This window comes from Teredinibacter sp. KSP-S5-2, from assembly GCF_032773895.1.
In the GTDB taxonomy this organism is placed as follows: Bacteria; Pseudomonadota; Gammaproteobacteria; order Pseudomonadales; family Cellvibrionaceae.
Genome location: NZ_CP120416.1, coordinates 2,786,391 through 2,802,846 on the forward strand (window position 1 = coordinate 2,786,391; position 16,456 = coordinate 2,802,846).

Here is a 16,456-nt window from a genome sequence, read left to right on the forward strand (position 1 = left end):
AAAACGGTCATCACTCAAGCGATAGAACAAACGGGTTAGCAATTATGGTTACTTTAGCCTCATCACGTAATGAAGCCGATATTAAACGAATGCAAGAACATCGTGTGAACGGCTTCCCCGGAGAAAATGAACTAAAGGACCTGCAATTCAAACTGGCCAATAACCTGCAAAGCACGCTGGATATCCAAACCGCACTGGAACTCTTTTTTAACAACATTCAGGATGCGGTAAAGGTTTCAGGATTAACGTATTTGCATCCCACAGAAGACCTGGAGGTTTGTCTCGGTCGCCAGTGCCAACACCAGGCGCAATATAAAATTGCCTCGTCAAAATCCCAATTGGGCACAATTCTTTTCACCCGGGGCAAACGTTTCCTCGAAGGTGAACTCGCCCTATTGGAAATGTTTATCAGCGTTCTGTTTTATCCGTTGCGTAATGCCCTTCTCTATCGCGAAGCGTTGGAAAATTCCATGCGCGATACGCTTACCGGTATCGGCAATCGCGCAGCAATGGAACTGAGTTACGCACGAGAAATAAAACTGGCCCATCGTCATGAACAACCGTTGTCACTGTTATTAATTGATATTGATCACTTTAAACAAATTAACGATAACCTGGGTCATACCAACGGCGACAAAGTACTCAAACATGTTGTGCATTGCATACGTGAAAGCTTGAGGGAAACGGATCAGATTTTCCGTTTTGGCGGTGAAGAATTTGTTGTGCTCCTACATGGAACGGATCAGGAATCCGGTCGTCTGACCGCAGAACGCATTCGAATGAAAGTTGCCATGACGCCCATTTTTATTCGGGATGAAGAACAGTTCTGTTCCATCAGTTTAGGCATCAGTCAGCTACTTCAAACAGACACAACCGACAGTTTATTTGAACGTGCAGATAAAGCGCTATACCAGGCAAAACGCACAGGCAGAAATAAAGTGGTTACTGCAAGCCTGACTCAGCAAGAGTCATCTGCAAGCTAAAGTTTCAAAGCGATGGAGTTGTGAGAGTTTTGGTAGGGCTCTCATTCAGGGAAGGTTTTTTGGCCACTTGCTAGCAAGTGGCTTTTCTTTTTCTACGCAGTAACACAACATCTCAATCTAGGGTGATGACCACTTTTCCCACGTGCTTTGCTTTACCAAAATGCTCTATTGCCTTGATCGCATCGTCAAATGGATATGGGCCATCTATTACGGGCTTTAGTTTTTCTGCGTCAAACAAGTCCCCAACTAATCTCATATTCTTGTTCGGGATAAGTTTTAAAATATGCACATGTTTGCGACAAAAAAAACGAATAAAAAATGAAGCGCAGATCAATATCAACATACATGATAGGGAGCCACCGACAACAACATATTTACCATTAGGTTTAAGCGCACGAATGGCACTAAACACAGAACAGCTCATTTTGTTATCGAGAATTAAATCGTATTCTTTTCCCTGCTGGATAAAACTTTGCGTTTGGTAATCCAGCATATGATCGAAACCGATTGATGCCATAACCGGAAATTTGTCTTCACTATCCACACCGGTAATGGCTTTTACCCCAATGGCTTTGGCAATTTGAACACCAATTGTTCCCACTCCACCGCCAGCGCCGTTAATCAACACCTCTTGACCAGGCTGCACACCGCCAACATCCCGTAAACCCTGAGCGGCAAGCATTGATACATGAGGCATAGCCGCGGCCTGCTCGTAGGACATGTTATTTGGTATGGGCGTTAAAGAAGTTTCAGGAACGGCAACGAATTCTGCAAATCCACCAAAATTGTCTTCAGAGAGATCACCATAAACACGATCACCAAGATTAAAGTGAGTCACACGGCTGCCCATATTCACCACTTCACCAGCGATATCCACACCGGGAATTGTCACTTTTTTGGGTTTGAACAAACCAATAAGTAAACGAATGATGAAAGGTTTACCTGTGAGTAAACTCCAGTCCCAATCATTTACCGATGTGGCTTTAACTTTAACCAACACCTCATTGTCTTTCAGGTTTGGTGTTTCCACTTCTTTTATTGTTAAATCATCCGCTGATCCGTACTTGCTCATTACAACAGCTTTCACTGTTTCCCCCAATTTGGTCAGATTTAGATCGTAATTACAAATAAACCCTCACAAAACATAATAGTCAATCTGCAGTCAGTGTGACGGATTATTCCTCATCATCGGTATCTATATCACTTTCACCACCAAGAGCCGCAACCAGATCCCGAAGTAAGCCGGAAACCTCTGGAGCCATAATGGAAAAATCCAGATCAAACTGATCTGCTGCGCTGTCGACAGTAACGTCATCAGCTTTATCCTGAATAATATCCGTGAACTTTAATCGTTTTATTGCCAGTTGCTCATCGACAACACACTCGATTCCACCTTCCCAGGCCAGGGCCAGCTTACTGACCTGCATACCGGTTTTTAGATGGCTGACAATTTCTTCCGCAACCAAATCCTGGTTTTTACAGCGGATGATACCGGAGTCTTCACCCAGACCACGCAACTCACATTCCATACCAAATTCAAAGTGCTCCGGCTCATGGGACTGGGTTAACCATTCGGTCATCACCTGACGAGGTAAGTTTTTGGAAGCCAGCGGGAGAACCGATAAACGCCCCAAGCATTCCCTTAGACAGCTCATTAACTCTTCAGAACGCTTGGCGGAAGCGGCATCAATCACGAGTAAGCCTTCCTTGGGTGCAATATAGGCAAACTGCAACGACGACCGAGTAAACGCTTTAGGCAACAAAGTGAAAGTCGCCTCATCACGCATATCGCGCTTTTCCTTGCCCCCTACCTTCCGACCTTCATCCCGCTCTATTTGCTCTACCTGCTCTTCGACATACTCCTTAACCACCGCCGAGGGCAATACCCTCTCCTGACGTTTGGCACACACCATAATGTAGCCATTACACACGTGAACCAACAGATTACCATTACGTCCCAGGGGCGACACCCAGCCATAACTAAAGAGCTCCTGGCCAAAACATGGAGAAAATGGTTTTTTCTCCAAAAGCTCCTGAAGCTCTTCGGGTGAATATTTGAAGGGTTGAGTAAAACGGAAAACTTGGAGATTTTTAAACCACATTAAAATGAATTCTTTGATTGGATGAATGGAGTTTTGGATACCGTACTAAGGGTGGGAATTGTAACCGAAGTCATAGACTCGATTACACTACTACCTGCACACGGAAAAGCTGTTTATATTTTAACCTTATCTATATCTCAAAACAGATGAAACTGAGGCGATAAATTAATCATCAACAGCAGAATTAAAAACATACCGACCATTGCTCACTTCGACGTTGGGCGGAACGTTATTCAGATTAAAATACTCATACCCTTCTTTCAGATTCAACCAAAACCCATACCACTCATGTGAAGCATATGTTTGAAGGCGTTCCTGCTCAAGCATAAACGGGAATATATGTACTCGAACGAAAGGTTGACCTTGCTCCAATGCTGCAGCGGTCAAAGCATAAATTTCATTCATGTAGGTATTGGTCATGGCATAACATCCGATGGATACACAGTCTCCGTGTATCATCAGGTAATCACCGGTTCTCCCATGATATCTGTCATAGGTATTGGGATAACCCAAATTAAATGACAAATGAAAACGACTCCAAGGGTTTAAACGATCAGGGTTAACATAATAAAAACCTTCCGGAGCTTGATTATCACCTTGCCGTACTTTCGGCCCAAGCTCTCCAGAAAAGCTGCAGATATCATAGGTTTTAAACAACTCAAATTTTTTTGAAGCAGATTCAACCCAAAGCTCAAGTAAACCGGGATCTTTAAACACCCGAATAAATACTGGTGCACCGTATTGTAAACCCCGCTCGTGTAATGTTTTTGTTAAAGAAGGCCTGACTTGCTCAATTGATTTTTCAGCTCGGGGACTCGAAGGAAGAGTCACTCCAGTGACACTGTGACCCAAAAAGCCGATTAAAACAAATATAAAATAACGAACAATCAATCCTAACCTCACCATAATATTGAGATCATGTACTTGTCGGGCAAAAAAGAAAAGACACGAGAGAAGTTGTTAATATAGTTGGAACATAATGAACCATTTCGTATTCCAACTATTGAATAAAACTTTTAATTATTTATACATGAGACGAAGGGTTTTCTAACTACATGTTGCGGCATATTGTTTCCCAGTGAAAATATGCCTTTTTATTTCAATAGATAACTGGGAAAATCCCTTTTCACCCGTTCATCAAAACTCAATCAAATAAAAACCCGCTAACGTAAAAACAGCTGCTCATGATTACATCGAGAAGCATAAAACATCATTTAATTTTCGAAAGCAGATCAGGATTTTTAACCAGATTTCTTACCCCATGAGCATGATCTTCGTCGAACACATTTCCTTTACACCATTTGCCAACGGAATCGATATTCACTTTGATAACTTTTGGACGAACACTCCAGGTCACCTGAAAAGGCGAGCCCTTTTCGTTATATCCCGGTCCAGTGGTCGAACCCGCATATTCAACAGGTGTTCCCGTATTGCTGGGAATATTTAACGCCTGATGCAAGCCGTCTTTTTTTCCTAGCTGAGTTAACTGAATAAAATCACCAGCCTTTTCATCGTTCACCAGAACATATACTTGCGTCTCCACCCTTAATTGTGGATTCTTAATCGAGTCACTGAGGCATGCACCTAAAGTTGGCCCCGGATTTATCTGTGCCGATGAATGCACATAGTGCACTTCAATCGTATCCCCGGGGTATAAGCCACCATGTTCACTTGGGCAAATTTCATTTTTAACTGGAGATAACTCTGCCTTTGTCAGTTTTCCTGAATATTTGTAACCACTTAGATATCCGTGTCCATCTCCATTACCGGCATATTTAGTAAACTCACCGCCTTTGTGTTCGGCATTCTTATGAAAGTGTATATTACATAAGTTCATATCCGAATAGGCTGGTGCCTCGTTAAAAGTTATTTGGTTACGCCCTTTCACAGAATCGATATTTCTCGGAGACTGAGGCCCAAACCCCTTACCTTCAGTATTCTTTGCCAATTTTTCACGTTGCTCGGCGATAACTTTATTTGAAACTGATTTATGGCCGCTGGAATGCGCATCTTTCGCTAAAGCATTCAGTGGCATCGCTGCGACAGCAGCCAGGACTAGAAGTACATTCACCTTCATGGTTTCACCCCAATGGATTATTAGTAGACGCTAAAAGTATATCCCATGATTTGCCACTGTCTACGCGATAACATAGCGTTTATAGTCTTCATCTTTATATTTTTATTCGATTCCCAACCAAACTCATACTAATGACTTAAATAGAAACAGTGAACGCCAGCGGCATGGAGATACTCGAATAAACCGATAACTCTGTATATCTAAAAAAACATGACCGCTCTTGAGCAAATAATCATATTCAGACGTGATTTCGATTTAACACCCACTACGTTCAAAACAAGCTAATTTAAACAAATAATAAAAAAGGCGAGCCCTTTCGGACTCGCCTTTTTAAAAACTACTTGGCAATAAAACTTACCAGCCGGTAATTTCTTTCAAACCGTTACCAATGTCTGCAAGGCTACGAACAGTTTTTACGCCAGCATCTTCTAATGCAGCAAACTTCTCGTCAGCAGTACCTTTACCGCCAGAAATAATTGCACCCGCGTGACCCATACGTTTTCCAGGAGGCGCAGTTACACCAGCGATGTAGGAAACAACAGGCTTAGTGACATGCTCCTTGATGTAAGCTGCCGCTTCTTCTTCCGCAGTTCCACCAATTTCACCAATCATTACGATGGCTTCGGTTTGCTCGTCATTTTGGAACAATTCCAAAATGTCGATAAAGTTGGAACCAGGAATCGGATCACCACCAATACCAACACAAGTAGACTGACCAAAACCGTAATCCGTAGTTTGTTTTACCGCTTCGTAAGTCAAGGTGCCGGAACGGGAAACAATACCAACTTTACCTGGCTTGTGAATGTGACCAGGCATAATACCGATTTTACACTCACCCGGAGTAATCACACCTGGGCAGTTTGGACCAACAAGGCGTACACCTAATTCGTCACAACGTACTTTAGCGTCCAACATATCCAGCGTTGGAATACCTTCAGTAATACATACCACCAACTTTACGCCGCTGTTCGCAGCTTCAAGGATGGAGTCTTTACAGAAAGGTGCTGGTACATAGATAACAGAAGCGTCTGCACCAGTTTCGGCAACCGCTTCTTTCATGGTGTTGAACACAGGCAAACCTAGGTGAGTTTGACCACCCTTACCTGGAGTAACACCACCGACCATTTTTGTACCGTATTCAATAGCCTGTTCAGAGTGGAAGGTACCCTGTGAACCGGTAAAGCCTTGGCAAAGCACTTTAGTGTCTTTGTTAATCAATACGCTCATTTAAAAATTCCTCAAATTCGATTCAGTTGAAGCGTTCGCTAAACGAGCGCTATTAGCCTTTTGCTGCAGCAACAACTTGCTCAGCAGCATCAGTCAGGCTGTTTGCAGCAATAATGTTCAAGCCACTGTCTGCAAGAACTTTTGCACCCAAGTCTGCGTTGTTACCTTCAAGGCGAACCACCACAGGTACTTTTACGCCGACTTCTTCAACTGCACCGATAACACCTTCGGCGATCAGGTCGCAACGAACGATCCCACCAAAAATATTAATCAATACGGCTTTTACATTTTCATCCGAAAGGATAATTTTGAACGCTTCCACAACACGCTCTTTAGTCGCACCACCACCTACGTCAAGGAAGTTTGCTGGCGCACCACCATGAAGTTTCACGATGTCCATGGTTCCCATTGCCAAACCGGCACCGTTCACCATGCAACCGATGTTGCCATCTAATGCTACGTAGTTAAGCTCCCACTTAGCCGCATGGGCTTCACGCTCATCTTCCTGAGATGGATCGTGCATTTCTTTTAGCTTTGGTTGACGGTACAGCGCGTTACCATCGATGTTAACTTTCGCGTCTAAGCAGTGAAGATCACCTTCTGGTGTGATAACGAGAGGGTTGATTTCCAATAGAGCCAGGTCTTTTTCCTGGAACATTTTGGCCAAACCAAGGAAGATCTGAGTGAACTGCTTAATTTGCTTGCCTTCCAAACCAAGTTTAAAGGCCATTTCACGCGCTTGATAAGGCTGTGCACCAACAAGCGGGTCGATTGTTGCTTTCAGAATTTTCTCAGGCGTTTCTTCCGCAACTTTCTCGATTTCAACACCACCTTCAGTGGATGCCATGAATACAACACGGCGACTTGAGCGGTCGACAACCGCACCAAGGTATAGCTCTTGTGCAATATCGGTACATGTTTCTACCAAAATACGGCTAACTGGTTGACCATTTTCATCTGTTTGATAGGTAACCAGATTTTTGCCTAGCCACTGCTTAGCAAACTCTTCGATTTCTGCCTTGGTAGTAACCAGTTTCACACCGCCCGCTTTACCGCGACCACCTGCGTGAACCTGAGCTTTAACAACGAAGCTGTCGCCGCCCAAAATGTCGGCTGCATTCGCCGCTTCTGCAGGAGTTTCAGCAGCAATGCCTTTTGATACTGGCAAGCCATACTCGGCAAATAGTTGTTTGCCTTGGTATTCATGTAAATTCATGTGTCAAATCCGTCCGTATTGAACAATTTGTAATTTGAAATGACCGGAGTTTCCACCAAAAAGAAACCCTTAAGCCACGAACTTTGCCCCCGGTAATGATTGATTACTGAGGATAACCGTTAAGGGCGGCCCTAAAAATGTGGTTCGACTACCTGACAGAACGACGATTTTTAGCGCAACCCTTAGCCTGATCTTGATAAGAGCAGGACTTTTTCGAGCTGCATTTTACACAAAGCGCTCCAAAAATGGAGTTTTATAAAATGCAAATGGGGCAAAAGATGCCCCATAAAAATTAAAACTGTATGAAAGAATTACTTTTTGCGCTTACGGTTTGGCATGTGGATCGCGTGACCGTTAACTGCAAGTGCCGCTTCCTTCACCGCTTCAGAGAACGTTGGATGGCCAAATACTGTCATACCGATATCTTCCGCACTGGAACCAAACTCCATAGCAATCGCAACTTGCTGTACCAAGTCCGCAGCATTAGGACCCACAATGTGACAACCCAATACGCGGTCTGTCTCAGCGTGAGCAATCATCTTCACAATACCTTCGGCTTCGTCAGCAGCAACCGCTCGACCGATAGCGATAAATGGGAAAACACCAATGTTGTAGGGTTCACCGTCGGCCTTGATTTGTTCTTCGGTACGACCTACGGAAGCGATTTCAGGGTGGGTATAGATCACGTTAGGAATGATGTCGTAGTTCATCACAGGCTTTTGACCGGCGATACGTTCAGCAACCATCACACCTTCTTCTGAACCTTTATGCGCAAGCATAGGACCACGCACCACGTCACCAATTGCCCATACCCCAGGTGCGCTGGTTGAACAAAGGTCGTTAACGTAGATAGAACCACGCTCATCCAGATTCACACCAGAGTCTTCAGCCAACAAACCGTCAGTGAATGGGCGACGGCCAACGCAAACAATAAGTTTGTCGAAAGTGACGTTGGACTCATTACCATCTTTGTCCATGTAGGTCACTTCAACTTCTTTCTTCTTACCAGAACCTTTTACTTCAGAAGCCGTTACGCGACACCCTAGACGGATATCCAAACCTTGCTTACCAAAGATTTTCAGCGATTCTTTTGCTACCTGCTGATCCATCATCGCCAGGAAAGAATCCATGGCTTCAAGCAAAACAACTTCAGAACCCAGACGACCCCATACGGAGCCCAACTCCAAACCAATTACACCTGCACCAATAACGCCAAGACGCTTAGGCACTTCCTGGAATTCCAATGCACCGGTTGAATCAACGATAGTGTCGTGGTCGATTTTTGCAACGGGGATATCAACAGGCACAGAACCGGAAGCGAGAATAACGTTCTCCGCGTCCAGGATAGTTTCTTTACCTTCGTTATCGGTAAATTGAACCTTGCGGTTAGCCAGCAATTTACCAGTCCCGTATAGGGCAGTCACTTTGTTGGACATGAACAAACCAGCAATACCACCAGACATTTGTTTAACAATTTTGTCCTTACGAGCAATCATTTCTGGCACATCGATACTCACTTTACCAACGGAAATACCATGGCCTTTATATGCCTGGTGAGCTTCGTGATATTTGTGAGAAGTATCAAGCAAGGCTTTTGATGGGATACACCCGACGTTAAGGCAAGTACCACCATTTACTCCCTTCCCTTCTTTGTCTTTCCATTTTTCGATACAGGCAGTTTTTAAACCTAACTGTGCAGCGCGAATCGCTGCCACGTAACCCGCTGGCCCAGAACCGATTACAATAACGTCATATTTGTCGGACATATGTGCATCCCCAAAGTGTTTAGCGAAGCTCTCGGTATAACGGAGAGCTCATTTCAAATTTAATTAATACAGCTCGAGACGAAATTAGATTTCCAGCAAGATTCGAGCAGGATCTTCCAGCATATCTTTTATTGCAACCAGGAATTGAACAGCTTCCTTTCCATCAATAATACGGTGGTCGTATGACAAAGCTAAATACATCATTGGGAGTATTTTTACTTCACCATCCACCGCCATTGGACGCTCCTGGATTTTGTGCATACCAAGAATGGCTGCCTGTGGAGGGTTCAAAATAGGCGTCGACATAAGCGAACCAAATACACCACCGTTAGTAATGGTGAAGGTTCCGCCTGTCATTTCTTCAATACTTAGTTTGCCGTCACGAGCACGCAAGCCGAAATCACGAATACCGGACTCAACATCCGCCAGGCTCATGTGCTCAGCGTTTCTCAACACTGGAACAACCAAGCCTTTTTCAGTGGATACTGCAACACCGATATCTTGATAGCCGTGGTATACGATGTCGTTGCCATCAATAGAAGCGTTTACTGAAGGAAGTCGACGAAGCGCTTCCACAGCCGCTTTAACGAAAAAGCCCATAAAACCAAGACGCGTACCGTTATGAGACTTCTCAAATTGATCCTTATATTTTTTGCGAAGCTCCATAACCGGTGCCATGTTCACTTCGTTAAAGGTTGTCAACATTGCCGTAGACTGGGTCACATCCAACAGACGCTCAGCAATACGTGCACGCATACGGGTCATTGGCACACGCTTTTCAACACGCTCGCCCGCAGGAAGCTCTAGCGCAGGCGCAGGTTTAGCTGCAGGTGCCGCAGCAGGAGTGGAGGCTTTAGCCACTGGCGCAGGTGCCGCTGGTGCACCATTCTTAATAAAGTTGGTGACGTCTTCTTTAGTGACACGACCACCCTTACCTGTACCAGGTACCTGGGCAATATCAATGCCCCTTTCCTGAGCTAATTTAGCCGCTGCAGGGTTAACTAACTGACCACCGGAATCAGAACTCTCTGCGGGAGCGGCTTCACTGGAAGCAGCACCTGCAGCGGGAGCTGAAGCGGCGCCTTCAACAAATTTGGCGATCACTTCGTTACTGAGAACAACATCGCCCTCGCCCTTAATAACCTCAGAAATCGAGCCATCTGCAGGAGCGACAACTTCAAGAACAACTTTATCTGTCTCGATATCAACGATTAATTCATCACGAGAAACGGCTTCACCTGGTTGTTTGTGCCAAGTGGCGATCGTGCCATCCTGAACGGATTCTGGGAAAGTGGGTGCTTTAATTTCTATTGTCATTTCCTGATATGTCCTTCTACTTAAGGCTCAATTAAATTCGCTAAATTCTTTAATTAAAATAAAAACTACACGGTAGTGTCTAACGCGGCATCAACAAACTTGTGCTGTTGATCCAAGTGCGTCGACATATAACCTGCTGCCGGAGCTGAAGACGCCGAACGGCCGGCATAACGCAAGAATGCATCATCACCACTCACACGCTCGACTACTCGTCTCATCCAATGCTGGCTGGTATACCATGCACCCTGATTCATCGGTTCTTCTTGACACCAGATGACATCGGTTACATGAGAATAGGGTTCCAGCGCTGCCTTCAGATCTTCTTCCGGGAACGGATAAAGCTGTTCAATTCGGAGAATTGCCACATCTTTCTGTTCACGTTCATCACGCGCTTCCTGCAAGTGGTAGTAAACCTTACCACTACATAAAACAACACGCTTGACGTCTTTTGGTTCGACAGAGTCGTCTGCCAACACGGTTTCAAATTTACCGTTTGCCAACTCTTCCAAAGAAGACACCGCACTCTTGTGACGAAGTAATGATTTAGGACTCATTACAACCAATGGACGGCGCATAGGACGAATAGCCTGACGGCGAATCATATGGAACACCTGGGCTGGTGTAGTTGGCACACAAACCTGAATATTGTGTTCAGCACACAACTGCATAAAGCGCTCAAGACGAGCGGATGAATGCTCTGGCCCCTGGCCCTCATAGCCGTGAGGTAACAACATGGTTAAACCGCTCAAACGGCCCCACTTATGCTCACCACTGGTAATAAACTGGTCAATAACAACCTGCGCACCATTGGCAAAATCACCGAATTGCGCTTCCCAAATGACCAGGCCATTTGGTGAAGTTGTGGAATAGCCATACTCAAATGCCAGTACTGCTTCTTCAGATAGGAAGGAGTCATAAATATCGAAGTTTGGCTGATTTTCTTCGACATGCTGTAAAGGGATATAGTAGTCGCCATCTTTCTGGTTGTGCACGACTGCATGACGGTGGGAGAAGGTTCCTCGACCAACATCCTGACCGGTAATTCGAACACGGTAGCCTTGCTTTAACAATGTGGCATAAGCCAGAGTTTCTGCAGCACCCCAGTTTAATTGCAATGCACCGCCGGCCATTTTGCGACGGTCATCATAGATTTTCGCTACCTGACGTTGAACCTGAACACCGTCAGGAATATGGCTGACTTCATCGGCCAGAGCCTGCAGGTCACTCAAGTCATAACCAGTGTCAGCTGGCGTCACCCAATCGTGACCAATATAAGGAGACCAGTCGACAAATAGTGAAGAGTCCGGCTCACTGACCAAACCTCGGGCAACATATTCACCGCGATCCAAAGAGGAGCGGTAATCGTTAGCCAGGGTGTCACTTTCTTCTTGTGTTAACACACCTTCTTCGACCAATTGCTCGGCATATATTGTTCGAGTGGTTTTATGTGCTCGAATCGCTTTATACATAAGCGGTTGTGTTGCAGAAGGCTCATCTGTTTCGTTGTGACCACGACGACGATAACAAACCAGATCAATGACCACGTCTTTTTTGAATTGGTAACGGTAATCCGCAGCCAGGTTAGCAACAAATGCAACAGCTTCGGGGTCATCGCCATTAACGTGGAAAATCGGGGCTTCAACCATTTTCGCCACATCGGTAGAGTAAATGGTTGAACGCGCATCTTCTTTCTTGCTCGTAGTGAAGCCAACTTGGTTATTCACCACGACGTGGACAGTTCCGCCGGCTTTATAGGCACGGGTTTGTGACATCTGGAAGGTTTCCATGACCACACCCTGACCTGCGAACGCAGCATCACCGTGAATAACCACAGGCACAACCAGATCACCTTTCGCATCCTCTCGACGGTCTTGGCGGGCACGCACAGAGCCCTCGACAACCGGAGCAACAATCTCCAAATGCGACGGGTTAAAGGCCATGGCCAAGTGCATTTCACCACCTGGCGTCATCACGTTGGATGAGAAACCCTGGTGGTACTTAACATCGCCTGAGGTATCAACCAGCTTTTTACCTTCGAACTCGTCGAATAGATCAACCGGGTTTTTACCAAAGATATTCACCAGCGTATTAAGACGCCCACGATGCGCCATACCCAGTACCATTTCTTTGGCACCGTATTGGCCTGCACGTTGAATCAACACATCTAACAATGGAATTAAGCTTTCACCACCTTCCAGGCCGAAGCGCTTAGTACCAGGGAATTTGGTATCCAGGTGACGCTCCAAACCTTCAGCTGCGGTCAGGCGGTTAAGAATGTTTAACTTACCTTCTTGAGTAAAGTCCGGAGTCGACCGAGTGCTCTCAAAACGATGTAATAACCAGTTACGCTCATCAAAATTATTGATGTGCATAACTTCAACACCGATGTTGTGACAGTAAGTTTTTTCAAGATCTTTGATAATGTCCGCTAACTTGGCTTCCTTGTATCCGAAAGACAAATCACCTGTCTGGAATACAGAATCCAGGTCAGCAACATTTAATCGATGATAATCAAGACGCAAGTCAGGTGTCTCTACACGCTCAAGCAATCCCAACGGGTCAATATTGGCTTTACGATGGCCACTAAGACGATAGGAATTGACCAGCTGAACAACTTCAACTTGCTTTCTCTCATGAGCGATGTCACCGGAACCCGTGCCTGGTGCAATCACAGGACGAGCGCGATTACGCCCAATTAGTTCGAAATGCTCAATAATTTCTGAATGAGCTACGTCATTACCAACAGAACCATTTACCCGAGGCAGCTGGTCAAAATAATTACGCCACTCTTCCGAAACGGAATTAGGATCACGAAGATATTCCTCGTACATCTCTTCTACGTATGCAGCATTACCTCCTGATATATGTGAGGTGCTCCATAATTGTTCCATAATGCTTTCTTGCATTGTTGCCCACCGTAAACAAAGCTCTTATTTAGTAGTATTTATGAGCTTTTAGTTCTTACTAAATTCTCTCTGTACTGAAAAAAACACCTTTCAGTATAGGAGATATCCAGACACACCAAAAAAGCGCGATTCCACAACCATTGCTAACCCAAAAGGTAAAACAAAGCATATGCGGAAACGCACTTCCTTAGTGCTGCTATTTAATCGCTGGTAAGCCTGCCAGCTTTTGAGCCCCAGCTCTAGCGAGTATACCCTTAGCGTGGTGTTGTTAACACTATTAACGTGTTTAAACTTTTAGGTGCCGCGCTGAAGTAGCATTCCGCGTATGTGTCCGATCGCTTTGGTTGGGTTCAAACCTTTTGGACACACATCTACACAGTTTTGAATCCCATGACAACGAAATACGCTGAAAGGATCATCCAGTTTTGCCAGACGCTCAGTTGTTGCAGTATCACGGCTATCAGCCAGGAAACGATACGCCTGCAATAAACCAGCAGGACCAATAAATTTGTCCGGGTTCCACCAGAAAGATGGGCAGCTAGTTGAGCAACACGCACACAGAATACATTCATATAAGCCGTCCAGTTTTTCCCTGTCTTCAGGTGACTGGAGGCGCTCAATAGCCGGAGCCGGAGTATCGTTTTGCAGGAATGGTTCAATTTTGCGGTATTGAGCGTAAAACTGTGACATGTCGATAATTAAATCTCGAATCACAGGTAAGCCCGGTAACGGACGCAATACCAACTTATTGTTTTTTACACAATCGGACAGCGGCGTAATACACGCCAGTCCATTTTTTCCTGATATGTTTAATCCGTCAGAACCACAGACGCCTTCACGGCAGGAACGACGGTAAGTGAGTGTTGGATCCTGCTCTTTTAGCATTTCAAGAACATCCAACACCATAAGGTCCTTGCCTTGCGTATCCAATTCATAGGATTTCATGTAAGGCGCAGAATCTGTTTCAGGGTTGTATCTATACACTTCTACTTTTAGCATTTTTTTACCCTATCACTCTTTGTGAGAGCTTTATATTCGCAATTATTCTCGTAGTAGCCCGAGGTACCTATTTATACCCTAACCGATAAATTAATAGGTACGCTCTTTTGGCTCAAAAGCTTCAACAGTTTTTGGTGCAAAATTAACTGCGCGCTTACCCACTCGTTTTTCACCAGGGAAATACAGTGAGTGGCACAGCCAGTTTTCATCATCACGCTTTTGATAGTCTTCACGAGCGTGGGCACCACGAGATTCTTTACGTTCCTCAGCAGCAATAGCGGTAGCTTCTGCCACTTCAAATAGGTTTTGGACTTCAAGCGCCTCAATTCGTGCGGTATTGAATGCACGACTCTTATCAGCAAGACACAAATTGTCGACACGCTCGCGCAAGGCAGCCAATTTCTCAATACCCTGCTGCATAAACTCACCTTTACGGAATACACCAAAGTGGTTCTGCATAATATTTTGCAAATCTTTTCTTACCGCTGCAGCAGACTCACCTTCAGCTGCTGACTCCAGCTTGTTCAGACGAGACATCGCCGCTTCGATATCACTATCAGAAGGCTCACGCGCTTCAATACCTTCACGCAAAGCTTTCTCGATAAACATACCGGATGAACGACCAAATACAACCAGGTCAAGCAATGAGTTGCCGCCCAAACGGTTGGCCCCGTGAACAGACACACATGCTACCTCACCACAGGCGTAGAAACCGTCAATGACCTTGTCACCGCCACTCTCATCAGACGTCAGCGCCTGACCGTGAACATTGGTTGGAATACCACCCATCATATAGTGACAGGTTGGTACAACGGGAATAGGTTCTTTCACCGGATCTGCGTGAGCAAAGGTACGGGACAGCTCAAGAATACCAGGCAGACGCTGATTGAGAGTTTCCGCTCCAAGATGATCAAGCTTCAAATAAACATGATCGCCATTGGGGCCACAACCTCGACCTTCCAGTATTTCCAAAACCATAGACCGGGCAACCACATCACGGCCCGCCAAGTCTTTCGCGTTGGGAGCATAACGCTCCATAAAACGTTCGCCGTCTTTATTAATGAGGTAACCACCTTCACCACGGCAACCTTCTGTTACCAATACACCAGCACCAGCAATACCGGTTGGGTGGAACTGCCACATTTCGATGTCTTGTACAGGGAAGCCTGCACGCAACGCCATACCAACACCATCACCCGTATTAATGTGAGCATTGGTTGTAGAAGCATAAATACGTCCGGCACCACCTGTAGCAAATACTGTTGCCTTGGATTTAATGAAAACAACTTCACCGTCTTCCATATTGATGGCAACCACACCACACACAACGCCGTCCTGGTTTTTGACGATATCAACCGCAAACCACTCATTCAGAAACACGGTGTCGTTTTTAACATTGCCCTGATAAAGAGCATGCAAAAGTGCATGACCGGTACGGTCTGCAGCAGCACAAGTACGAGCCGCCTGACCACCTTTACCAAAGTCTTTAGACTGACCACCGAATGGGCGCTGATAAATTCGACCTTCCTCAGTACGGGAGAATGGCAGCCCCATATGCTCTAGTTCAAACACCGCTTCTGGACCAACAGAACACATATATTCAATTGCATCCTGATCGCCGATATAGTCCGATCCCTTAACCGTGTCATACATGTGCCAACGCCAATCGTCGTTTGGATCTGCACTGGCAATTGCGCAGGTAATCCCACCCTGGGCAGAAACTGTATGTGAGCGAGTTGGAAATACTTTGGTAATTACCGCTGTTTTATAGCCGGATTGCGCCAACTGCAATGCTGCACGCATACCTGCACCACCGCCACCAACGACGATACCGTCAAAAGAAATTGTTCTCATATTCGCCAT

The 16,456-nt window shown here is 45.4% G+C and carries 12 protein-coding genes; 1 reads left to right on the forward strand and 11 read right to left on the reverse strand.

Translation table 11 applies throughout. From position 1 onward, the window contains the following. Window positions 1–44 precede the first annotated feature (44 nt). Window positions 45–983: a GGDEF domain-containing protein gene (locus P5V12_RS12080; protein WP_316953344.1), complete on the forward strand. Its 939-nt coding sequence runs from the start codon at window positions 45–47 to the stop codon at window positions 981–983. 112 nt (window positions 984–1,095) lie between these two features. Here P5V12_RS12080 and P5V12_RS12085 read toward each other — a convergent pair whose 3' ends face one another. The 11 genes from P5V12_RS12085 to sdhA all read right to left on the reverse strand — a co-directional run bounded on the left by P5V12_RS12085 (window position 1,096) and on the right by sdhA (window position 16,456). Further along, entirely contained in the window at window positions 1,096–2,070 is a 975-nt protein-coding gene (locus tag P5V12_RS12085) for an NAD(P)-dependent alcohol dehydrogenase (protein ID WP_316953345.1), read from the reverse strand. Between the two features lie 88 nt (window positions 2,071–2,158). Then, window positions 2,159–3,085, reverse strand: coding sequence for a recombination-associated protein RdgC (gene rdgC / locus P5V12_RS12090; protein WP_316953346.1), 927 nt, complete (start codon window positions 3,083–3,085; stop codon window positions 2,159–2,161). A gap of 165 nt (window positions 3,086–3,250) precedes the next feature. Further along, window positions 3,251–3,991 carry a murein L,D-transpeptidase family protein gene (locus tag P5V12_RS12095; RefSeq protein ID WP_316953347.1) on the reverse strand — a complete coding sequence of 247 codons (741 nt, stop codon included), beginning with the start codon at window positions 3,989–3,991 and terminating at the stop codon, window positions 3,251–3,253. Window positions 3,992–4,295: 304 nt separating this feature from the next. Next, window positions 4,296–5,162: a delta-class carbonic anhydrase gene (locus P5V12_RS12100; protein WP_316953348.1), complete on the reverse strand. Its 867-nt coding sequence runs from the start codon at window positions 5,160–5,162 to the stop codon at window positions 4,296–4,298. A gap of 354 nt (window positions 5,163–5,516) precedes the next feature. Beyond that, window positions 5,517–6,389 (reverse strand): succinate--CoA ligase subunit alpha, encoded by an 873-nt coding sequence (gene sucD, locus P5V12_RS12105; protein ID WP_316953349.1) that lies wholly within the window; start codon window positions 6,387–6,389, stop codon window positions 5,517–5,519. A 52-nt stretch (window positions 6,390–6,441) separates the two neighbouring features. Next, a complete protein-coding gene (gene sucC / locus P5V12_RS12110; RefSeq protein ID WP_316953350.1) occupies window positions 6,442–7,605 on the reverse strand; it encodes an ADP-forming succinate--CoA ligase subunit beta in 1,164 nt (387 codons plus the stop codon). Between the two features lie 311 nt (window positions 7,606–7,916). After that, window positions 7,917–9,371 carry a dihydrolipoyl dehydrogenase gene (gene lpdA / locus P5V12_RS12115; RefSeq protein ID WP_316953351.1) on the reverse strand — a complete coding sequence of 485 codons (1,455 nt, stop codon included), beginning with the start codon at window positions 9,369–9,371 and terminating at the stop codon, window positions 7,917–7,919. 84 nt (window positions 9,372–9,455) lie between these two features. Further along, window positions 9,456–10,688 (reverse strand): 2-oxoglutarate dehydrogenase complex dihydrolipoyllysine-residue succinyltransferase, encoded by a 1,233-nt coding sequence (gene odhB / locus P5V12_RS12120; protein ID WP_316953352.1) that lies wholly within the window; start codon window positions 10,686–10,688, stop codon window positions 9,456–9,458. A gap of 65 nt (window positions 10,689–10,753) precedes the next feature. Beyond that, window positions 10,754–13,594, reverse strand: coding sequence for a 2-oxoglutarate dehydrogenase E1 component (locus P5V12_RS12125; protein ID WP_316953353.1), 2,841 nt, complete (start codon window positions 13,592–13,594; stop codon window positions 10,754–10,756). Between the two features lie 294 nt (window positions 13,595–13,888). Further along, window positions 13,889–14,593, reverse strand: coding sequence for a succinate dehydrogenase iron-sulfur subunit (locus P5V12_RS12130; protein ID WP_316953354.1), 705 nt, complete (start codon window positions 14,591–14,593; stop codon window positions 13,889–13,891). Between the two features lie 90 nt (window positions 14,594–14,683). Next, the gene (gene sdhA / locus P5V12_RS12135) at window positions 14,684–16,456 is read right to left on the reverse strand and encodes a succinate dehydrogenase flavoprotein subunit (protein ID WP_316953355.1); all 1,773 of its coding nucleotides are present in this window, start codon (window positions 16,454–16,456) and stop codon (window positions 14,684–14,686) included.